General features: G+C 70.3%; 15 protein-coding genes. 10 read left to right on the top strand and 5 right to left on the bottom strand.

Translation table 11 applies throughout. The annotated features are described in order from the left end of the window. The first annotated feature begins 240 nt into the window (after positions 1-240). The 7 genes from ACIPWY_RS14640 (at position 241) to ACIPWY_RS14610 (ending at position 7,537) form a co-directional block, all read left to right on the top strand. On the top strand, positions 241-1,083 hold the full coding sequence (locus ACIPWY_RS14640) for a M24 family metallopeptidase (protein WP_393699224.1): 843 nt from the start codon (positions 241-243) through the stop codon (positions 1,081-1,083). Then, positions 1,083-2,864 (top strand): SDR family oxidoreductase, encoded by a 1,782-nt coding sequence (locus ACIPWY_RS14635; protein WP_393699227.1) that lies wholly within the window; start codon positions 1,083-1,085, stop codon positions 2,862-2,864. Before ACIPWY_RS14640 ends, ACIPWY_RS14635 begins: the two co-directional genes overlap by 1 nt. Continuing rightward, the gene (locus ACIPWY_RS14630) at positions 2,861-3,796 is read left to right on the top strand and encodes a metal-dependent hydrolase (protein WP_393699229.1); all 936 of its coding nucleotides are present in this window, start codon (positions 2,861-2,863) and stop codon (positions 3,794-3,796) included. The genes ACIPWY_RS14635 and ACIPWY_RS14630 overlap by 4 nt, the downstream gene beginning before the upstream one ends. Before the next feature lie 91 nt (positions 3,797-3,887). Further along, on the top strand, positions 3,888-4,838 hold the full coding sequence (locus ACIPWY_RS14625; protein ID WP_362907812.1) for a MerR family transcriptional regulator: 951 nt from the start codon (positions 3,888-3,890) through the stop codon (positions 4,836-4,838). A gap of 115 nt (positions 4,839-4,953) precedes the next feature. After that, entirely contained in the window at positions 4,954-5,496 is a 543-nt protein-coding gene (locus ACIPWY_RS14620; RefSeq protein ID WP_362907811.1) for an RNA 2'-phosphotransferase, read from the top strand. A 94-nt stretch (positions 5,497-5,590) separates the two neighbouring features. Next, on the top strand, positions 5,591-6,529 hold the full coding sequence (locus tag ACIPWY_RS14615) for an LLM class flavin-dependent oxidoreductase (RefSeq protein ID WP_362907810.1): 939 nt from the start codon (positions 5,591-5,593) through the stop codon (positions 6,527-6,529). Positions 6,530-6,616: 87 nt separating this feature from the next. Next, positions 6,617-7,537, top strand: a complete 921-nt coding sequence (locus tag ACIPWY_RS14610; protein ID WP_362907809.1) for an HAD hydrolase family protein — start codon at positions 6,617-6,619, stop codon at positions 7,535-7,537. A gap of 254 nt (positions 7,538-7,791) precedes the next feature. Here the strand turns inward: ACIPWY_RS14610 and ACIPWY_RS14605 are convergent, their stop codons facing one another. From ACIPWY_RS14605 to hisC, 5 genes are all read right to left on the bottom strand, one after another. Beyond that, complete coding sequence (locus tag ACIPWY_RS14605; protein ID WP_393699232.1) at positions 7,792-9,537, bottom strand: GAF domain-containing protein; 1,746 nt, start codon at positions 9,535-9,537, stop codon at positions 7,792-7,794. 77 nt (positions 9,538-9,614) lie between these two features. After that, positions 9,615-13,154 (bottom strand): thiol reductant ABC exporter subunit CydD, encoded by a 3,540-nt coding sequence (gene cydD, locus ACIPWY_RS14600; protein ID WP_393699234.1) that lies wholly within the window; start codon positions 13,152-13,154, stop codon positions 9,615-9,617. A gap of 26 nt (positions 13,155-13,180) precedes the next feature. Further along, positions 13,181-14,185, bottom strand: a complete 1,005-nt coding sequence (cydB, locus tag ACIPWY_RS14595; protein ID WP_393699236.1) for a cytochrome d ubiquinol oxidase subunit II — start codon at positions 14,183-14,185, stop codon at positions 13,181-13,183. Between the two features lie 20 nt (positions 14,186-14,205). Next, complete coding sequence (locus ACIPWY_RS14590) at positions 14,206-15,738, bottom strand: cytochrome ubiquinol oxidase subunit I (RefSeq protein WP_393699757.1); 1,533 nt, start codon at positions 15,736-15,738, stop codon at positions 14,206-14,208. Positions 15,739-15,954: 216 nt separating this feature from the next. Further along, positions 15,955-17,034 carry a histidinol-phosphate transaminase gene (gene hisC, locus ACIPWY_RS14585; protein WP_362907805.1) on the bottom strand — a complete coding sequence of 360 codons (1,080 nt, stop codon included), beginning with the start codon at positions 17,032-17,034 and terminating at the stop codon, positions 15,955-15,957. Between the two features lie 412 nt (positions 17,035-17,446). On the opposite strand from hisC, the gene ACIPWY_RS14580 reads away from it, so the two are divergent. The 3 genes from ACIPWY_RS14580 (at position 17,447) to ACIPWY_RS14570 (ending at position 20,988) form a co-directional block, all read left to right on the top strand. Then, positions 17,447-18,559 carry a LacI family DNA-binding transcriptional regulator gene (locus ACIPWY_RS14580; RefSeq protein ID WP_362907804.1) on the top strand — a complete coding sequence of 371 codons (1,113 nt, stop codon included), beginning with the start codon at positions 17,447-17,449 and terminating at the stop codon, positions 18,557-18,559. Positions 18,560-18,762: 203 nt separating this feature from the next. Beyond that, positions 18,763-19,938, top strand: a complete 1,176-nt coding sequence (locus tag ACIPWY_RS14575; RefSeq protein ID WP_393699759.1) for a metallophosphoesterase — start codon at positions 18,763-18,765, stop codon at positions 19,936-19,938. A gap of 183 nt (positions 19,939-20,121) precedes the next feature. Then, positions 20,122-20,988, top strand: coding sequence for a hypothetical protein (locus ACIPWY_RS14570; protein WP_401533329.1), 867 nt, complete (start codon positions 20,122-20,124; stop codon positions 20,986-20,988). The last annotated feature ends 77 nt before the right edge of the window (positions 20,989-21,065 follow it).

Below are 21,065 nucleotides of genomic sequence, written 5' to 3'. Positions count from 1 at the left end.
CACACCTCGAAGGTAGTGGCGCAGACCACACGGGTCGTCAGACCAGGGGGTTGTCCCTGTCTCAGACTCGAGTACTACGGGTCCCTAGGGGTTCCTCCCTGAGTCGCTCTCCGTGAGCTCCCGGAGTTTTCCACAGGCTCCCGTGCACACCCCTTGACGCAGCCTCCAACCATTGTCACATTCATCAGTGTCAAGTTACGAGCGCGTACGGCAACGAACCGGACACGGACGGACGGTGGCATGACCCCAGCAGTGGTACGTGAACTCTCCGCGGAGCTGCGGGGGTTCAGAGAAGTCCAGTCCCTCGCGTACGAGTGCGCGGAGGCGGTCGCGGCGCAGCTCAAGCCGGGCGTGACGGAGCGCGAGGCCGCCCGGATGCAGCGGGAGTGGCTGCGGGAGCGCGGGGTGCGCGACTGGTTCCATCTGCCCTTCGCCTGGTTCGGCGACCGCACGGCGTTCGCCGACTTCCGCATACCGCTCCAGTTCTTCCCGACGAACCGGAAGCTCGAGGCGGGAATGCCGTTCATCCTCGACATGGCCCCGGTCCACAAGGGCTTCACGGCTGACATCGGCTACTCGGGTTCGCTCGGCCTCAACCCCGTGCAGGACAAGCTGCTCGCGGACCTCGAGGCGCACCGCGAGCTGATCGTCCGCGAGGTGCGCGAGCGCCGTTCCCTGCGGGAGATCTACGAGGACGTGGACCGGCTCATGATCCGCCAGGGCTATGCGAACCGGCATCGCGCGTACCCGTTCGGGGTGATCGCGCACAAGGTGGACCGGGTCAAGGAGCGCCGGCTGTCCCCGACGCTGTTCGGCTTCGGCACGCAGTCCCTGAAGGGGCTCGCGAGCGACGCGATCCATGGGCACCGGGACGGCTGGTCCCCGCTGTGGTCGCCGTACAAGTTCTCCGACCATCCGCCGCAGCCGGGCCTGTGGGCGGTGGAACCGCACCTCGGCTTCAGGGGTACGGGCGCGAAGTTCGAGGAGATCCTGGTCGTCACCGACTCCAAGGACCCCGAACAGAGCGCGTTCTGGCTGGACGACGATCTGCCGCATGTGCGGCGCTGGGCGGAGGGCATCTGATGGCGGAACTCAAGGGACTGGCCGGCGCGCGGGAGCGCTGGGTCAGCACGGGCGGTATCGAGCTGTGTGTGGCCGAGCTGGGCGACCCGGACCGGCCCACGGTGCTGCTCGTGCACGGGTACCCGGACTCCAAGGAGGTGTGGTCGGAGGTCGCCGAGCGGCTCGCGGACCGCTTCCATGTGGTCCTGTACGACGTGCGGGGCCACGGCAGGTCGACGGCGCCGACGCCACTGCGCGGCGGGTTCACGCTGGAGAAGCTGACGGACGACTTCCTCGCGGTCGCCGACGCGGTCAGCCCGGACAGGCCGGTCCATCTGGTCGGCCACGACTGGGGTTCGGTGCAGTCCTGGGAGTTCGCCACGGTCAAGCGCACCGAGGGCAGGATCGCGTCCTTCACGTCGATGTCGGGCCCGTCGCTCGACCACTTCGGGCACTGGATCAAGAAGCGCATGGCGCGGCCGACACCCCGCAGGGTGGGCCAGCTGCTCGGCCAGGGCGCCAAGTCCTGGTACGTCTACATGCTGCACACCCCCGTACTGCCCGAGCTCGCGTGGCGCGGGCCGCTCGGCAAGCGCTGGCCGAAGATCCTGGAGCGCATGGAGAAGGTGCCGGCGGGTGACTATCCGACGCCGTCCCTGCCCTCGGACGCGGCCCACGGAGCCTGGCTCTACCGGGACAACGTAAGGGCGCGGCTGAGCAGGCCACGCGCTGACGCGTACGCGCACGTGCCGGTGCAGCTCGTCCTGCCCCTCGGCGACATCTTCCTGTCCGAGCGGCTCTATGACGAACTGGAGCTGTGGGCACCGGGGCTGGTCCGCCGCACCCTGCAGGCCAAGCACTGGGTGCCGCGGACCCGGCCGGATCAACTGTCCGCGTGGATCAGCGAGTTCGTCCTGGCGAACGAGGAGCGGGAGGCGGGCCTGCCCGCACAGCGCACGAAGGCGACGGGCAAGCACGCCGAGCGCTTCGGCGGCCAGCTCGTGCTGGTCACGGGTGCGGGCAGCGGGATCGGACGGGCCACCGCCTTCGCGTTCGCCGAGGCCGGCGCGCGCGTGGTGGCCGTCGACCGGGACACGGAGAGCGCGGCCCGCACCGCCGAGATGGCCCAGCTCATAGGCGCCCCCCAGGCGTGGGCCGAGACCGTCGACGTCGCGGACGAGCAGGCCATGGAGAAACTCGCCGAGAAGGTCGCCGCCGAGTACGGCATCGTCGACGTCCTGGTGAACAACGCGGGCATAGGCCTGTCCGGGTCGTTCTTCGACACCACGCCGGAGGACTGGAAGAAGGTCCTCGACGTCAATCTGTGGGGCGTCATCCACGGCTGCCGCCTCTTCGGCAAGCAGATGGCCGAGCGCGGACAGGGCGGCCACATCGTGAACACGGCGTCCGCAGCGGCGTTCCAGCCCTCCAAGGCGCTGCCCGCCTACAGCACGTCCAAGGCGGCCGTCCTCATGCTCAGCGAGTGCCTGCGCGCCGAGCTGGCGGGCCAGGGGATCGGCGTCTCCGCGATCTGCCCCGGCCTGGTGAACACGAACATCACGGCGACGGCCCGCTTCGCCGGGGTCGACGCCGAGGAGGAGAAGCGGCGCCAGAAAAAGTCCTCGCGCCTGTACGGCCTGCGTAACTATCCGCCGGAGAAGGTCGCCGACGCGATCCTGTCCGCCGTCGTACGCAATCAGGCAGTCGTCCCCGTCACTCCGGAGGCCCGCGGCGCCCACCTCATGTCCCGCTTCATGCCCAAGACCCTGCGCGCCGTCGCACGACTGGAGCCGCCGTTGTGAGCACCGAGGAGCACACCGGGCCCACCGAGGACACCGGGCACTACGCGATCACCCCGCGCCGCGTCTCCTTCGACTGGGAGACGACGCCGCTGCACTGGATACCGCACGAGCCCACGGCGACGCACGTCATCAATGTGCTGCACCTGCTGCTTCCTGCGGGGGAGCGGTGGTTCGTCAAGGTCTTCAAGGAGGGCCTGCCGCTCGTCGACGAACCCGAACTCCTGGGGGACGTCAAGGGATTCATGGGCCAGGAGGCCACGCACAGCGTGCAGCACGCGTACGTGCTCGACCATCTGGCGGCGCAGCGACTCGACACCGGGGACTTCACGAAGCACGTCGACTTCCTCTTCGAGAAGCTCCTCGGCGAACGGCCGCCACTGGGCGCCCCGGTCTCCACCCAGGAGTGGCTGCGCTTCCGGCTCTCCGTCGTCGCGGCGATCGAGCAGTTCACCGCGGTCCTGGGGAACTGGGTGCTGCATGCCGAAGGGCTCGACGCGGCGAACGCGGACGAGGTCATGCTCGACCTGCTGCGCTGGCACGGCGCGGAGGAGGTCGAACACCGCGCGGTCGCCTTCGACATGTACCAGCACTGCGGCGGCGAGGGCCTGCCCCGCTACGTCCGGCGGCTCGCGGGCATGGCCGTCACCGCTCCCGTGATGCTGTACCTGTGGGCCTGGGGCGCCGCCTATCTCCTACGTCACGACCCGCAGCTCGCCGGCCGCCTGCGCTACTCGCTCGCCGAACACAACAGAGCGGTGCGCAAGGGACTGCTGCCCAGCTGGCGGGAGCTGGGTGCGGCGATACCCCGCTATCTGCGGCGGTCGTACCATCCCTCGCAGGAGGGGTCGCTGCGCAAGGCCGTCGAGTACCTGGCCCAGTCGCCCGCGGCCAGGACGGCGGCGGGCGCGATCGGCCGGACCGCGTTGTCCTAGCGTCTTTCGTTTCGTCCGGCTGTACGCGGCCGGCGTCCGGAACACGGGGCGGCGCCGTCTTTACACACGGCACGGCAGAGGGATGTGAAGCGTGACGGAGCAGGCTGTGGCCGAGTACCGGATCGAGGACCTGGCGCACCGCAGCGGCGCCACGGTGCGCACCATCCGTGCCTACCAGGACCGCGGGCTGCTCCCCCGCCCCGAACGGCGCGGCAGGGCGAATGTGTACGGGGACACGCATCTGGCCCGGCTGCGGCAGATCGCCGACCTCCTCGACCGCGGGTACACCCTGGCCTCGATCAAGGAGCTGCTCGAGGCATGGGATGCCGGGCGCGGGCTCGGGGGTGTGCTCGGCCTGGTCGCGGAGGTCGACGGCCCGTGGACTGACGAGGAGGCCGACCGGATCTCGCGCGCCGATCTGGCGGCGCGGTTCGGGGGCAGCGAGGACGAGGCGGCCATCGCCGACGCGGTGGCACTCGGGATCCTGGAACAGATCCCGGGACAAGAAGACGAGTTCCTCGTGCCAAGTCCCCAAGAGCTGGCCGTAGCCGCCGAGTTGCACGCCTCCGGTGTCCCCTTGCCCGCGATCTCCGCTCATCTAAGGGAGTTGAGGGGTCAGATCGAGCACATCGCCACGCGTTTCCTTGAGTTCACGACCGAGCATGTCTTCGCCCGCTATCTCGGCCCGTTGCCCCCTACGGACGCGGAAGCGGCCGAGGCGGCCTCACTCGTACGCAGGCTACGGCCCCTCGCGCAGCAGTCCGTCGACGCCGAACTGGCGCGTGCCATGAAGCTGTTCGCCACCCGGCACCTGCACCGGCACCTGTCGGAGGGCCCGGTCACGTCGCAGGTGGAGGAGGCTCATTCGGTGCAGCTTCCCGCCGACACGATTCGCGCCGTACAGACCCTGGTTGGCGCGGAGAGCGTTGCCGAGTTCATCGCTGCGGCTGCCGAACGAGAAGTACAAGCAAGGGCATTGGACACTCTCACCTCAAAGCACCGCAATTCGAATTCTGTTGACCAAATGCCGCCAACCGCCTGACAGTTGTCCACAGAATCGCCAAATCCCCTGTGGATAACCGTACTTGGCTGTGGATCAAACCTGCGAACAGGAAAATCACGTGCACGAGAAGTGAGACTCCCGCCACTCTGTCGGGATGGATGAAAGACGCACCGTCAAGGTGTCGAAGTACCTCTCGAAGCACCTGCGGCACCAGCCGGAGCGGATCGGACTGACCCTCGACGAGGGCGGCTGGGTCGAGATCGGGACGCTGCTCGCCGCGGCCGCCGCCCATGGCTTCCGTATCACGCGGGACGAGCTCGACCATGTCGTCGCCGTCAACGACAAACGGCGCTTCGCGATCGAGGGCTCCCGGATCCGCGCCAGCCAGGGCCACACCGTGGACGTCGACCTCGGGCTGCACCCGGCGACCCCGCCCGCGTACCTCTACCACGGCACCGTCGCCGCGGCCCTGGACGCCATCCGCGCCGAGGGGCTGCGGCCCATGAGCCGGCACGACGTCCATCTCTCGCCCGACCGCGAGACCGCGACGCGCGTCGGCGCCCGCCGCGGCCGCCCCGTCGTGCTGTCCGTCGACGCGGGAGCGATGCACCGGGACGGCCACACGTTCCGCGTCAGCGCCAACGGCGTCTGGCTCACGGAAGCCGTCCCACCCCGCTACCTGCGGTTTCGCGGCTGAGACCGGCCGGACCGGCCGGACCCACGAGACACAGAGCCTCGCTCCTCCATCACCCCCGACTCACACCCGGCACGCGCCGCTTAGGCTCTGGGGCATGAGCGATCAGCCCCGTCAGCCCACGCCCGCCCTGCGTCTGAGCACCGTGATCCTGCCCTACCGCCGCTGGCACGAGGGCAGCCGAGCCACGTGGCAGCGCGCCGAGGAGTTGGGTTTCCACACCGCGTACACCTACGACCACCTGGCCTGGCGGACCTTCCGCGACGGCCCGTGGTTCGGCGCCGTGCCGACCCTGACCGCCGCCGCGTCCGTCACGGAACGGATGCGCCTCGGCACGCTCGTCACCTCACCGAACTTCCGGCACCCGGTCACGCTGGCCAAGGAACTGATCTCCCTCGACGACATCTCCGGCGGCCGGATCACCCTCGGTATCGGAGCGGGCGGCAGCGGCTTCGACGCGACGACGCTCCTGGAAGCCGGCGAGGAACCGTGGTCCCCGCGCGAACGGGCCGACCACTTCGCCGAGTTCGTACCGCTGCTCGACCGGCTGCTGAGCGAGGACTCGGTGACGTACGACGGTGAGTTCTACTCGGCCCAGGAGGCGCGGAACATCCCGGGCTGCGTGCAGCGGCCCCGGCTGCCCTTCGCGGTGGCCGCCACCGGACCGCGCGGGCTGAAGCTGGCCGCCCGGCACGGGCAGGCGTGGGTGACGACGGGCGACCCGAAGCTGTTCGAGACGGGCACTCCCGAGGAGTCGATTCAAGCCATTCGCGGACAGGCCGCCAAGCTCGCCGACGCCTGCGCCGGGATCGGCCGGGACGCCGCCGAGCTCGACAAGGTCCTCCTCACGGGATTCACCCCGGACCGCAACCGTCCGCTGGAGTCCGTGGACGCCTTCGTCGACTTCGCGGGCAAGCACGCCGCCCTGGGCATCACCGAGATCGTGATCCACTGGCCCATCGCCGACTCTGAGTTCGCCGCCGACCAGAAGGTCTTCGAAAGCATCGCCACGGAGGCCCTGTCCCAGCTCGGCTGAGGCCCCGCACGACGCGGCGGAAACGGTGGGGCGCCTGCGCGAGGACCGTACTCATCTGCGCGCCCCACCGCACGCCCGTGCGCGCATATGCGGGACACTGGTGCGGTGACCTCACCGACTCCTCGGCCCTGGACCCCGGCCGCCAACGCCCCCGCGCCCCGGCTCGTCGCCACGGACCTGGACGGCACGCTGCTGCGCGACGACAAGTCCGTCTCGCCGCGCACGGTCGCCGCGCTCGCCGCCGCCGAGCAGGCGGGCATCGAGGTCTTCTTCGTCACCGGCAGGCCGGCCCGCTGGATGGACGTCGTCAGTGACCACGTGCACGGCCACGGCCTGGCGATCTGCGGGAACGGCGCGGCCGTGGTGGATCTGCACGGCGGCCCCGGCCGCCACCGGTTCGTGAAGGTCAGGGACCTCGCCCCGGGGATCGCCCTCGACGTCGTACACATCCTGCGCGCCGCCGCGCCCGGCACGGCCTTCGCGGTCGAGCGGACCGGCGGCCTCCACCACGAGCCGACGTACCCGCCGCTGCACCTGGAGGCAGGGGAGAGCGTCGCGGCCGCCGAAAAGCTGCTCGCAGACAGCTCGCCCTGCGCCGACCAGCCCGTCCTCAAGCTGCTCGCGTACCACGCGGACCTCGCCCCCGATGAGTTCCTCGCGCTGGCCCGTGCGGCCGTCGGCGACCGTGCGGCGATCACCCGTTCCAGCCCGAGCGCGCTCCTGGAGATCAGCGGCCCCGGCGTCTCCAAGGCCAGCACCCTCGCACTGTGCTGCGCCGAGCGCGGCATCACGGCGGCCGAGGTCGTCGCCTTCGGGGACATGCCCAACGACATGGAGATGCTCCGCTGGGCCGGCACCTCGTTCGCGATGGGCAACGCGCACCCGGACGTGCTCGCCGCCGCGTCGGGCCACACGGTGCCCAACAACGAGGACGGCGTGGCCGCGATCATCGAGCAGATCCTGGCGGCGCGACTGCCCTCCGGGGACGACTCACCGGGCGCCTCCTAGAAGAAACGGTCCTCCGCGCGTGGATCCGGCACGGGACCGGCCCGGGACAGCCATCCGACCCGGAACGCGGATCCGGCCCGGCCCGCGCACCGGACCCCGAACATGGATCCGGCCCAGTACAGGGCATGCGCGCACGACCTGTTGAAGTCGTACGCCTGGGGGAGCGGGTGCTCCCTCCGGCTCAGATCCGGACCTCCGAACAGGGCCCGGCGACGTACCTCGTCGGTTCTCCCCTCAGTGAGGCGCTTGCTCCCTCAGTGAGGCGCCTGCCAGACCACCGTCGTGCCGCCCCCGTCCTCACCGATGCCCGGCCCGTACCAACTGTCGCCGCCCAGCGACTCGGCCCGCCGCTTGAGGTTCTTGAGGCCGCTGCGCCGGCCGCTCTCGGGGATGCCGACTCCGTCGTCGGCGACCGTCAGCCGGACGCCGGGCTGCCCGTCGGGGAGCGTGACGTTCGCGTCGACGACGACATCGATGCGGGCGGCCTCCGCGTGCCGGAACGCGTTGGACAGTGCCTCTCTGAGGGCCGCGATGAGGTTCTTGCCGGTGAGCTCGCCGACCACGGTGTCGACGGCTCCGGCGAAGTGGTGCGTGGGCTTGAAGCCGAGCGGCACGGCAGCCATGTTGATCTCGCGCAGGACCCGTGTGCGCAGGCCCGACGGCGCCTCGGCGGGCCCCTGCTGGAGCGCGAAGATCGCTGTGCGGATCTCCTGGATGGTGACGTCCAGCTCGTCCACGGCCTTGCCGACACCGACCTGCACCTCGGGCACGACGGACCTGCGCTGGGCGCTCTCCAGCATCATCCCGGTGGCGAACAGGCGCTGGATGACGAGGTCGTGGAGATCGCGGGCGATCCGGTCGCGGTCCTCGTACACCGCGAGCCGCTCCCGGTCGCGCTGCGCCTCCGCCATCATCAGCGCGAGTGCCGCCTGCGAGGCGAACTGGGTGGCTAGGGTGCGCTCCGCGTCGCTGAAGGGCCGGGCGCCACGCGCGCGTGGCGTCACGAGCGTGCCGAGGACGCGGCCGTCGCTCTGGAGGGGCAGCATCATCGCCGGTCCGTAGTCGTGCGCGAGGTCGGTCAGTATGCGCGGGTCGGTGGACGCGTCCTCGACGAACACGGCGGCGCCGCCCAGGAGTTCGGTCACGATCTCACTCGCGGCCGGGATGATCACGCCGAGGATCTGGGACGGCTCGTCCGACGAGACGGCGACGATCTCCATGCCGCCCTCCTCGGCCGGCAGGAGGACGATGCCGGCCGCCGAGCCGGACAGGTGCCTGGCCTGTTCGGCGACGACCTGGAGCGCGTCCTCGGCGTCGCTGCCCGACAAGAGGGCGGTCGTGACGGCCACGGACCCGTCGATCCACCGCTCGCGCTGCCTGGCGGCTTCGTACAGGCGCGCGTTGCCGATGGCGATGCCGGCCTCCGTGGCGACGACGCGGACCATGCTCAGGTCGTAGTCGTTGAACTCGCCCCCGCCCTGCTTCTCCGTCAGGTAGAGATTGCCGAAGATCTCCCCCTGTACGCGGATGGGGACGCCCAGAAAGGTCCGCATCGGGGGGTGGTGGGCCGGAAAGCCGCAGGAGCGGGGGTCGTCGGCCAGGTTCGCGAGGCGTACCGGGTCCGGGTCGTGGATGAGCGCTCCGAGCAGCCCGCGGTGGCCGTTGGGCAGCCGTCCGATGCGCTCCGCCGTCTCCGCGTCGACTCCGTGGAAGACGAAGTCCGAGAGCGCCTCGCCGTCCTCGGAGACGACGCCGATCGCCGCGTAGCGGGCCTCGGCGAGTTCGGCGGCCGTCTCGCAGATGCGGTCGAGGGTGGAGTGCAGTTCCAGACCGGTGCCTACGGAGCGCATCGCTTCGAGCAGCTGCGGCACGCGCGCGGTCAGCTCGGCGGACAGCCCCTGGAGGCCGCGCGTAGCCTGCGTCGCCGCCTCCAGGGCGTCGGAGGAGTCCCGCTCGCCGTCGGACGGTGGGGTGGCGCCGGGTGCCGGTGCAGCTGACATGCCTTGAGACTAGTTAGCCCTGTTTGGAGAGGAAAGTCAGGGTTACGAGTCGCTGCCAGGACACCCGGTACGCATGGCTAGGCGCCCACCAGCAGTTCCGCCTCCCGCTCGCGTTCCCGCAGCGCGCGCAACGGCCCGTCGACCGCCACCAGATCCTCGTACCGGCCGCGCTGCACGACCCGCCCCTCGTCGAGGACGATCACCTCGTCCACGGCGTCGAGGCCGGCCATCCGGTGCGTGATCAGCAGTGTCGTCCGGCCCTCGGTCGCGGTCAGGAGATCCGCCGTGAGCGCGTCCGCCGTCGGCAGGTCGAGGTGCTCGGCGGGCTCGTCGAGCACGAGGACGGGGAAGTCGGCGAGGAGCGCGCGGGCCAGTGCGAGCCGCTGCCGCTGGCCTCCGGAAAGGCGCGCACCGTGTTCGCCGACGAGGGTGCCGAGCCCTTCGGGCAGTGAATCGGCCCACTCCAGGAGGCGGGCCGAGGCCAGGGCTTCGCGCAGTTCGTCGTTGGTGGCGTCCTTCTTCGCGAGGAGCAGGTTCTCGCGCACCGAGCTGTCGAAGAGGTGCGCGTCCTGCGCGCACAGCCCCACGAGCCGCCGCACCGCATCCCCTTCGAGCCCGTACGCGTCCTGCCCGGCCAGGGTGTACGTCCCCTCGCCCGCGTCCAGGAACCGCAGCAGGACCTGCGCGAGCGTCGTCTTGCCGGACCCGGACGCGCCGACGACGGCGACCCTGCGGCCCCGCTCCAGCGTGAGATCGACGCCGTGGAGCGCGTCCTGGCCCTGCCCGTCATGGCGCGCGGCGAGACCGCGTACGAGGAGAGGGAACGGGTCCTGCGGCGCCTGCGCGGGCGCCCGCGGCTCCCGTACGGGGTCCGGCGCGTCCAGGACCTCGTGGACACGTTCGGCGCTCTTCCTGACCCGCTGGCGGTACTGCACGGCGAGCGGCAGACCCATGACGGCCTCGAACGCGGCCAGCGGCGTCAGGACGACGACCGCGAGCTGGACCCCGTCGAGGCGGCCCTCGCGCACACCCTGCACCCCGGCGAGCGCGGCACCGGCGACCGTGAGGCCGGTGATCAGCGCGGTGAGACCGTCACCCAGGGCGGTGGCGGTGGCGGCGCGGGACGCGATGCGCGTCAGCACGGAGTCGGCGGTCTTCGCCTGCGCGGTGCGCGCGGGCAGGGCTCCGGAGACGGTCAGTTCGGCGGTGCCGGTGAGGAGTTCGGCCACGCGGGTGGCGAGCGTCCCGCGCGCGGGGGCCAGCCGGCGCTCGGCTCGGCGGGCGACGGCTCCGGAGAGCAGCGGTACGCCGACCCCCGCGAGCACCAGGCCCACGGCTAGCACGGCACCGGCGGCGGGGAGCATCCAGGCGGTGAACGCGACCGAGGCGGCACCGACCACCGCGGCGGCCGACGCGGGCAGGAGCCAGCGCAGCCAGTAGTCCTGGAGGGCGTCCACATCGGCGACGAGCCGGGACAGCAGATCGCCGCGGCGCGTCGCACGCAGGCCCGCGGGGGCGAGCCGCTCAAGGCGCCGGTAGACGGCGACCCGGGTGTCCGCCAGCATCCGCAGCACGGCGTCGTGCGACACGACCCGCTCGGCGTACCGGAAGCAGGCGCGGCCGATCCCGAAGGCGCGGGTCGCCGTGACGGCGACCATCAGGTACATCACGGGTGGCTGTTGCGAGGCCCGCGAGATGAGCCACCCGGAGGTCGCCATGAGCCCGACGGCGCTGCCCAGGGCGAGCGCTCCGAGCAGCAGCGCGAGGGCGAGGCGCCCGCGCCGCGCCCGGGCGGCACCCCGCACCCGCGCGAGCACACTGCCCCGGCCCTCCCCGGAGAGGGCCGGTACGTGACCTTCGTCTGCGTAGAGGGCCGGTACGTGACCGTCCTCTGCGGAGAAGGGCTCTTCGTGGGCGGGCGCTTCCGCCCCCTCGTCTCGCGGCACGGGACGTACGGCGGGCTCCCCCGCCGCCGCGTCGGAAAGCGGTAGGTCCAGACGCACCACCCGGTCGGCGACGGCCAGCAGGGCGGGACGGTGCACCACCAGAAGGACGGTCCGGCCGGCGGCGAGCCTGCGGACCGCCTCGACGATCCCCGCCTCGGTCTCACCGTCGAGCGCGGCCGTCGGCTCGTCGAGCAGGACCACGGGCCGGTCGGCGAGGAACGCCCGCGCCAGGGCGAGCCGTTGCCGCTGCCCGGCGGAGAGCCCGGCCCCGTCCTCGCCGAGCAGGGTGTCCATGCCGTCCGGCAGCGCACGGACGAAGTCCTGGGCCCCCGCCTCGCGCAGCGCCTCCTCGACCTGGGCGGGCGACGCGTCGGGCCGCGCGAGCCGCACGTTGTCCGCGATCGACCCGGCGTACAGCTGCGGCCGCTGCGGCACCCAGGCCACGCGCGCGTGCCACGCCTCCCGGTCGAGACCGGCCAGATCGGCGCCCCCGACGAGGACCCGCCCCGACTCGGGACGGACGAATCCGAGCGCCGCGCTCAACAGCGTCGACTTGCCCACGCCGCTCGGGCCGACGAGTGCCACCGTCTCCCCGGGCGCGACCTCGAAGCCGGCCTCCGAGACGGCGTCCGTGGACCGGCCGGGATAGCGGACGGTCACGCCGTCGAAGGCGATACCGGTGGCCGCGGGCACCGCGCCGGCGCCGGACGGCGGCACCGGGGTCTCCAGTACGGCGAAGATCTCCTCCGCGGCTGCGAGCCCCTCGGCCGCCGCGTGGTACTGCGCGCCGACCTGGCGCAGCGGCAGATAGGCCTCGGGCGCGAGGACGAGGATGACGAGCCCCACGTAGAGGTCCATGTCGCCGTGGACGAGCCGCATGCCGATGGTCACGGCCACCAGGGCGACCGACACTGTCGCGAGCAGTTCCAGGGCGAACGACGACAGGAAGGCGATGCGCAGGGTCCGCATCGTCGCCTGCCGGTACTCGCCGGTGATCCGGCGGATCGACTCGGCCTGCGCCTTGGCCCGCCCGAACACCTTCAGCGTCGGAAGGCCGGCGACCACGTCCAGGAAATGTCCCGAAAGACGGGACAGGAGCCGCCATTGACGGTCCATGTGGGACTGGGTGGCCCAGCCGATGAGGATCATGAAGACGGGGATCAGGGGCAGCGTGCAGACGATGATCGCCGCGGACACCCAGTCCTCGGTGACGATGCGCGCGAGCACCGCCACGGGCACCACCACAGCGAGGCCCAACTGCGGCAGATAGCGCGAGAAGTAGTCGTCGAGCGCGTCCACACCCCGCGTCGCGAGCGCCACCAGGGATCCGGTCCGCTGCCCGCTGAGCCATCCCGGGCCCAGCTGGGAAGCGCGCTCCAGGAGACGTCCGCGCAGCTCCGACTTGACCGCCGCGCTGGCCCGGTGAGCGGCCAGCTCGGTCAGCCACGAGACCAGACCGCGCCCGGCCGCCACCAGCGCCAGCAGGACGAACGGTGTGCGCAGGGCCGAGACATCAAGACCGTGCTCGAAGGCCCCCACCACCACTTCGGCGATGAGCATCGCCTGAGCGATGACCAGGCCCGCCCCGGCAACGCCGAGGACCACCACCGCGATCAGGAAGAGGCGAGTGGCCCTGGCGTACCGGAGCAGACGCTGGTCGATCGGTTTCACGTGAAACACACCCTCGGGTCAGGGGCTCAGTGCGCGGCGTCGGCGATGTGCTGGGTGCCGATCCGCTTGCGGAACACCCAGTACGTCCACGACTGGTAGAGCAGCACGATGGGCGTCGCCACCGCCGCGCACCAGGTCATGATCTTCAGGGTGTAGGGGCTCGACGAGGCGTTGGTGACCGTGAGGCTCCAGTCCGGGTCGAGCGACGACGGCATGACGTTCGGGAACAGCGTCAGGAAGAGCATCGCGACGGCTGCCGCGATCGTGATCCCGGACAGCGCGAACGACCAGCCCTCACGCCCCGCCTTGATGGCACCGATGGCGCCGACGAGGGCGACCACCGTGACGATCATCGCGATCAGCGAGGAGCCGTCGCCCTTGTCGGCCTGCGTCCAGATCAGGAAGGCGAGCGCGAGGACCGCGGCCACGAGACCGAGACCCAGCGCCATCTTCCGCGCCCGCACCCGGATGTCGCCCACCGTCTTGAGCGAGGCGAACACCGCACCGTGGAAGGTGAACAGTGTCAGCGTCACCAGTCCGCCCAGGAGGGCGTACGGGTTGAGCAGGTCCCAGAAGCTGCCCACGAACTCCTTGTGCGCGTCGATCTTCACGCCGCGCACGATGTTCCCGAACGCCACGCCCCACAGGACCGCCGGGATCAGCGAGGTCCAGAAGATCGCGTGCTCCCAGTTGGTCTGCCACTTCTCCTCGGGCCGCTTCGCCCGGTACTCGAAGGCGACACCGCGCACGATCAGGCAGACCAGGATCATCAGGAGCGGCAGGTAGAAGCCCGAGAAGAGCGTGGCGTACCACTCGGGGAAGGCGGCGAAGGTCGCACCGCCGGCTGTCAGCAGCCACACCTCGTTACCGTCCCAGACGGGTCCGATGGTGTTGATCAGGACGCGCCGCTCGGTGCGGCCACGCGCGAGGACCTTGGTCAGGACCCCGATCCCGAAGTCGAATCCCTCCAGGAAGAAATAGCCGATCCACAGGACCGCGATGAGTACGAACCAGACGTCGTGAAGTTCCATGCCTCAGCAGCTCCTCAGTCTCAGTACGAGAAGGCCATGGGCCGGTCGGCATCGGAAGCGTCGCCGGAATCCGCTCCGGATCCAGGGCCGCCGATCTTGGTGGGCGGGTTGAGGTCGGCCTCGGTGAGTTCGGGCGGCCCCTGCTTGACGTACTTGACCATCAGCTTCACTTCGATGACGGCGAGGACTGCGTAGACCAGCGCGAACACGATCAGGGAGGTGAGGACCTCGCCCTGCGAGACGCCGGGGGAGACCGCATCCTTGGTCCTGAGCACGCCGTAGACCACCCACGGCTGGCGCCCGGTCTCGGTGAAGATCCAGCCCCATGAGATGCCGATGATCGGGAAGATCAGCGTCCACTGGGACAGGCGCCACCACCAGATGCCCAGCTTCGGCATCAGCTCCTTGTTCTTGGTGAGCATCAGCCTGGGCACCTCGTCCTCACCGGTGCGGTACTCCGGCGCCAGCCAGAACTTGCGCCGGGTGAGCCACAGGCCCGCCGCGCACAGGGCCATCGAGACCCCGCCGAAGCCGATCATCCAGCGGTACGACCAGTAGGCGGTGGGGATGTTGGGCCGGTAGTCACCGGGCCCGAACTTCTCCTGCTCCGCCTTGTTGATGTCGTTGATGCCGGGGATCTCGGCGTTGAAGTCGTTCTTGGCGAGGAAGGACAGCACTCCGGGGACCTCGATGGCGACGGTGTTGTGGCCCTTGGAGACATCGCCGTACGCGAAGATCGAGAACGGCGCCGGCTTCTGTGTGTCCCACAGCGCCTCCGCGGCCGACATCTTCATCGGCTGCTGCTCGTACATCACCTTGCCGAGCGTGTCCGCGCTGACGACGGTGAGGAGCGTGCCGACCATGGCCGTGACCAGGCCGAGGCGCAGCGACATCCGCATGGTGCGGATGTGCTGCTCCTTGCGCAGGTGGAAGATCGCTATGCCGGTCATGAACGCGCCGCCGACCAGGATGGACGCGCTGATCACATGCCAGAAGTTGACGAGCACCGTCTCCTGGAAGAGCACGGCGGCGAAGTCGGTCAGCTCGGCGCGCTTGGTGCCGTCCCGCTCCACGATCCGGTAGCCGACCGGATGCTGCATGAACGAGTTGGCGGCCATGATGAAGTACGCCGACAGGATCGTGCCGATGGACACCAGCCAGATCGTGGCGCAGTGCAGCTTCTTCGGGAGCTTGTCCCAGCCGAAGATCCACAGGCCGATGAAGGTCGACTCGAAGAAGAAGGCGATCAGCGCCTCGAAGGCGAGCGGAGCGCCGAAGATGTCGCCGACGAAGCGCGAGTAGTCGGACCAGTTCATGCCGAACTGGAACTCCTGCACGATGCCGGTCACGACACCCATGGCGATGTTGATCAGGAACAGCTTGCCCCAGAACTTGGTCGCCCGGAGGTAGTGCTCCTTGCCCGTCCGCACCCAGGCCGTCTCCAGGATCGCCGTCAGCGCGGCGAGCGAGATGGTCAGGGGGACAAAAAGGAAGTGATAGACGGTCGTGATGCCGAACTGCCATCGCGCCAAAGTCTCCGGCGCCAGAGCCATCAACGTCGGGTCCACTGCGTCATCTCCTTAAGTCGCCGTGGTCCAGCGGCAATTTGCCCCTTAAATCCCACTGCTCTCCGGATCAACCGGACACGCTTGTGAAAGCGTTCACATTCACAAGCATTATGTACTACCGGCTCTGGACAGCAGAAGGGGGGTCCCCCCTTACTCAGGGGAACCCCCACCGCGCTCCAGGGCGGCCACAGCCGCCCTCGGCTACAGCTCCTTGCGGAACGCCGCCGCCGTGTTCAGGAAGACGTCATTGGCCTCGGTCTCCGCGATCGTGGCCCGCATCCCCTCGCCGGCGAACGGCCGTACGACCACCCCGGCCTGCTCGCACGCCGCGGCGAAGTCCGCCGTGCGCTCCCCCAGCCGCAGCCACACGAAGTTCGCGTGCGTCTCCGGCACCGTCCAGCCCTGCGCCCGCAGCGTCTCGACCACACGGTTGCGCTCGCAGACCAGCGAACCGACCCGGCCGAGCAGCTCGTCCTCGGCCCGCAGCGAGGCGACCGCCGCGTCCTGCGCGAGCTGGCTCACGCCGAACGGCACGGCCGTCTTGCGCAGCGCGGCCGCCACCGGCTCATGGGCGACGGCGAAGCCGACCCGCAGGCCCGCGAGACCGTACGCCTTGGAGAACGTGCGCAGGACCGCGACGTTCGGACGGTCCCGGTAGAGCTGGACGCCGTCCGGCACGTCGGCGTCGCGGATGAACTCGCGGTACGCCTCGTCGAGCACGACCAGGACGTCACTCGGGACCCGGTCCAGGAACCGCTCGAGCTCGGCCCGGCGCACCACCGTGCCGGTCGGGTTGTTCGGGTTGCAGACGAAGATCAGGCGCGTGCGGTCGGTGATCGCGTCGGCCATCGCGTCGAGGTCGTGGACCTCGCCGGACGTCAGCGGCACCTCCACCGCCGTGGCGCCGCTGATCTGCGTGATGATCGGGTACGCCTCGAAGGACCGCCAGGCGTAGATGACCTCGTCACCGGGGCCGCTGGTCGCCTGGAGCAGCTGTTGCGCGACCCCGACGGAGCCGGTGCCCATGGCCAGGTGCGTGACCGGCACAGCGAATCGTTCCGCCAGCTCGTTCATCAGCCCGGTGCAGGCCATGTCCGGGTAACGGTTGAAGGAACCGGCCGCCGCGACCACGCTCTCCATCACGCCGGGAAGCGGCGGATAGGGGTTCTCGTTCGAGGACAGCTTGTACGCCACCGGTCCACCGGCCGCGGCAGCCTTGCCCGGCTTGTAGGTGGGAATACCCTCCAGCTCGGCACGCAGCTTGGGGCTCGTCTCGCTCACCGCAGTCCTCCTCGCGACCACCATTTCAATACTGCTCACCTTAAGAGGATTCACGGCGGACCCCAATGGGCCGGGGCCTCCGACATCCCGGGCGGTCGTCCGACACCACCCATGACGACGGCCGCGGACCTCTCGTAGGCGTACGGAGGAGGGGGAGCGCTCCCTTCCCAGGCGCGCGCCGGTGGCTCACGCCGTGGCGCGCATCCCCCGTGAAGGTGAGTTGAGACCTACTCGCAACATCGCCGACTTGGCAGGCCCATGCGCGCCGACAAGTGACCTCCTAGCGTCGATGCCTTCAACTCCCTTGATTTCCAAGGTCATTGACTTTGTTTCGCCATGCAGAAACGTGCCTGTCAACGCGTGCATATGCACTCACGCCACCACGCCGCATGAGCCCTACTATCGGCTCGCCATGACAGCAGCAGGGAAGCACCAGGTGAGCCGGGCAGAGACCACCCGCCGAGGCACCCGGCAGGTGCGGGCGGGCATCAGAGATGTCGCCGCCGCCGCCGGGGTCTCCATCACGACTGTCTCCGATGCGCTCAACGGTAAGGGTCGGCTTCCGGACGCCACCCGACGCCGTGTCCGCGAGGTCGCCGACCGGTTGGGCTATCGCCCCTCCGCGGCGGCCCGAACGCTCCGTACCGGAAAGTCGGGCCTGATCGGCCTGACCGTCACCACCTACGGGGATGAACCTTTTACCTTCACCGAATTCGCGTACTTCGCGGAAATGGCGAGAGCCGCCACCTCGGCGGCGCTCGCCCGCGGCTACGCCCTTGTCATCCTGCCCGCCACCTCACGCCATGACGTCTGGTCGAACGTCGCCCTCGACGGCACCGTCGTCATCGACCCGTCCGACCACGACCCGGTGGTCACCGAGCTGGTCCGCCAGGGCCTGCCCGTCGTCTCCGACGGGCGCCCCGCCGGCACGCTCCCCGTCACCGCCTGGGTCGACAACGACCACGAGGCCGCCGTCCTCGGCATCCTCGACCACCTCGCCGCCGCGGGGGCCCGCCGTATCGGACTGCTCACCGGCACGACCACGGACACGTACACCCATCTGTCCACCTCCGCGTATCTGCACTGGTGCGAGCGGATCGGACAGGAACCCGTGTACGAGTCCTATCCCGCGCACGACCCGTGCGCGGGGGCCGTCGCCGCCGACCGGCTCCTGGCCCGCCCCGACCGGCCCGACGCCGTGTACGGACTCTTCGACCCCAACGGCACGGACCTGCTCGCCGCCGCCCGCCGGTACGGCCTGCGCGTCCCCGAGGACCTGCTGCTCGTCTGCTGCAGCGAGTCGACCGTCTACGCCACCACCGAACCGCCCATCACGACCCTCTCGCTCAAGCCGCGGCGGATCGGCACCGCGGTCGTCCAGCTCCTGATCGACGCCATCGAAGGAGTTGAATCGGACCAGCCGGTCGAGCAGGTGATACCGACGGAACTCATCGTCCGGACCTCGTCCCAGCGTCGTCCGCCCCGCACGACGGTCAGCCCGCCCCGCTCGCCGGGACACGGCTGAACGACGGCTTCCGGGTGGTCACCCCGAAGACCATCCGGAAAAGCCCGTACCAATTCGGGAGAAAAGCACGGTGAACAGCAGCCCGGATCCGATTCACCACCCCTGGTGCATCACACAGCGCGAGCCGCATTCCTATGATGGGCGCACGACACCGCGGGCCGCTGCGACCAGGCAGTCCGATCGGGTGCAGAGGCGGCGCAATGGTGGTGGAGGGGTCGATGACTCAGGGGGCCGGTCAGGGACCCGAGGTGCGCACGGCGACGCTGCGCGACTTCCGCGTTCCCGCGTACGTCCACGACGTACCGGCATACGTCCAGGAGCCCGGCCACGACCCCGCTCCACCGGCCCCTGCCGTGCCCGCGCAGGCGGAGCCGGATCCCGCGTACCAGGAGCCCAGGTTCTCGGAGCCCTCGTACGCTGAACCGTCCCTTCAGGACCCCGCGTTCGACCAGCCCGACGGGTACACGCCGACCCAGCGCGACCTGCCCGTCATCAACCGCGGCGACACGGTCCAGGTGCGGATCGACACCGAGCCGGCGCCCCGTCCCGCCGACGGACTCGGCCCGCTGTACGTCGTCGGTGACGTGCACGGCTACCTCGACGAGCTGATCGCCGCCCTGTACGAGCAGGGCCTCATCGACGCCGAGGGCAGCTGGTCGGCGGGCACCGCCCGGCTGTGGTTCCTCGGCGATTTCACCGACCGCGGGCCCGACGGCATCGGCGTCATCGACCTCGTGATGCGGCTGTCCGCGGAGGCCGCCGCCGCCGGGGGCTACTGCAAGGCCCTCATGGGCAACCACGAACTGCTCCTCCTCGGCGCCAAGCGCTTCGGCGACACCCCGGTCAACTCGGGCGCCGGCACCGCCACTTTCCAGGCGGCATGGCTGCTCAACGGCGGACAGAAGTCGGACATGGACCGCCTCCAGGACGTCCATCTGCAGTGGATGTCCCGGCTCGACGCGATGGAGCTGGAGGACGGCCACCTCCTGATGCACTCCGACACGACCGCGTACCTCGACTACGGCGACTCGATCGAGGCGGTCAACGACACGGTCCGCGAGACCCTCACGCGTAACGACGCGGACGAGTGCTGGGACCTCTTCCGCAAATTCACCAAGCGCTTCGCGTTCCGCGACGGGTCCGGACCCGAAGCCGTGCGCGAGCTCCTCGAGGCCTACGGCGGCGCGCGCGTCGTCCACGGCCACAGCCCCATCCCGTACCTCCTCGGCGAGGTCGGCACCGAGGACGCGGCGGACGAGGACAGCCGCCCGCTGATCGAGGGCCCGCACGTGTACGCGGGCGGACTCGCGATCGCGATGGACGGCGGAGTGACCATGGCCGGAAAGCTGCTGGTCCAGCAACTCCCCATGGATAGCTAGGCGTTCCCCGGGCAGGCGCACCGAACGGGGGCTCAGTCCGGCCACCGGGCCGAATTCGGGAAACCCCCTGTCACCGCGTGCCGTCACCGCTCTACCATCGGCTTATCCGTAGCAGGCTCCCCTCCGTTTCTGCCCGACGGCTCGCACCCATGCGAGCCCCCAAGCCCTACGGAGCATCGGGGGATGCACATGAACAGCGCTCCGCACCTGCTGAACGAGGACCGCCCCGAGTTCGAGCGGATCCTCGATGATGCGCTGCGTACCGCACCGGACCGCCCTGATCTCGCCGCAGTGGGTCAGCGGCTCAACGCCGAACAACTGCGCACCATGGCGCTCAACGCCACCGCACTGATCGCGGCCGCCGCCGCGACCGAGTACCAGAACTACGTGAAGGTCCGCGCCGACCTGCGCGCCGCGCCGCGGCCCGTACGTCCGCTGCGCGAGGGAGAGAGTTCCGCGGAGTCCGGCGGCTCGATCGGACTGGCCGCCACCGTGGGCGAGGTGACGGAGACGACCGGCGCCGGTGTCATCGCCGTCGTCGCCGTCCTCGCCCCCGTGCTCGCCGGGACGGCTGCCGCGATCTTCCTGCTCGTCGGCTACATCCTGAAGATGCTCGATCCGGAACCGGCTTTCGCCCAGACCCTGTTGACGGTCGGCTGGGTGTTCGGCGCGCTCACCGTGGCGGGAATCCTCGTTGCCGGCGTGGGCCTGCTGCTCACCGCTCTGCGCAACGGCGCGACGTCCTTGCAGGCCGGCGCGCACACCGAGTCGAACGAGGAGGTGGACCGGGCCAGAGAAGCCTGGTGCCTTGTGCTCCTGGAGCGCGGCATCCTGCCGTTCCTCCGGGAGGCTCTCGCGGAACCTCCACCGGCCCCGGCGAACCGCGGGGGCGGCCACGGACCCGCGGGCCGTATGCCCCACCTCGGGTACAACAGGCCCGGATTCAGCAGCCCGGGGGGCGCCGACGGCACCTCCCCCGCGGTCCCTAGGTACTCAAGCCCGGACTTCACAAGCCCCGACTTCGGAGGCCCGGAACACCAGCCGGACTAGGTCCGACCGGCCATGGTCCCGCCCTGTCCACCGGTCGCGAAAGGCGGTCGGCGAACAGGGCGTAGGCCCGTATGAGC

It is taken from the genome of Streptomyces sp. NPDC090032 (assembly GCF_044748025.1).
Lineage (GTDB): Bacteria > Actinomycetota > Actinomycetes > Streptomycetales > Streptomycetaceae > Streptomyces.
The sequence above is the reverse complement of the archived record's forward strand: the minus strand, read 5'-3'. Positions and strand labels throughout refer to the sequence as shown.

Excerpts from the sequence above, each read along its gene's own strand:
- ACIPWY_RS14605 (WP_393699232.1), bottom strand. The coding sequence starts at position 9,537 with ATGTCAGCTGCACCGGCACCCGGCGCCACCCCACCGTCCGACGGCGAG.
- ACIPWY_RS14635 (WP_393699227.1), top strand. The coding sequence starts at position 1,083 with ATGGCGGAACTCAAGGGACTGGCCGGCGCGCGGGAGCGCTGGGTCAGC.
- ACIPWY_RS14590 (WP_393699757.1), bottom strand. The coding sequence starts at position 15,738 with ATGGCTCTGGCGCCGGAGACTTTGGCGCGATGGCAGTTCGGCATCACG.
- ACIPWY_RS14570 (WP_401533329.1), top strand. The coding sequence starts at position 20,122 with ATGCACATGAACAGCGCTCCGCACCTGCTGAACGAGGACCGCCCCGAG.
- ACIPWY_RS14580 (WP_362907804.1), top strand. The coding sequence starts at position 17,447 with ATGACAGCAGCAGGGAAGCACCAGGTGAGCCGGGCAGAGACCACCCGC.
- ACIPWY_RS14610 (WP_362907809.1), top strand. The coding sequence starts at position 6,617 with ATGCGGGACACTGGTGCGGTGACCTCACCGACTCCTCGGCCCTGGACC.
- ACIPWY_RS14615 (WP_362907810.1), top strand. The coding sequence starts at position 5,591 with ATGAGCGATCAGCCCCGTCAGCCCACGCCCGCCCTGCGTCTGAGCACC.
- ACIPWY_RS14620 (WP_362907811.1), top strand. The coding sequence starts at position 4,954 with ATGGATGAAAGACGCACCGTCAAGGTGTCGAAGTACCTCTCGAAGCAC.
- ACIPWY_RS14640 (WP_393699224.1), top strand. The coding sequence starts at position 241 with ATGACCCCAGCAGTGGTACGTGAACTCTCCGCGGAGCTGCGGGGGTTC.
- cydB (WP_393699236.1), bottom strand. The coding sequence starts at position 14,185 with ATGGAACTTCACGACGTCTGGTTCGTACTCATCGCGGTCCTGTGGATC.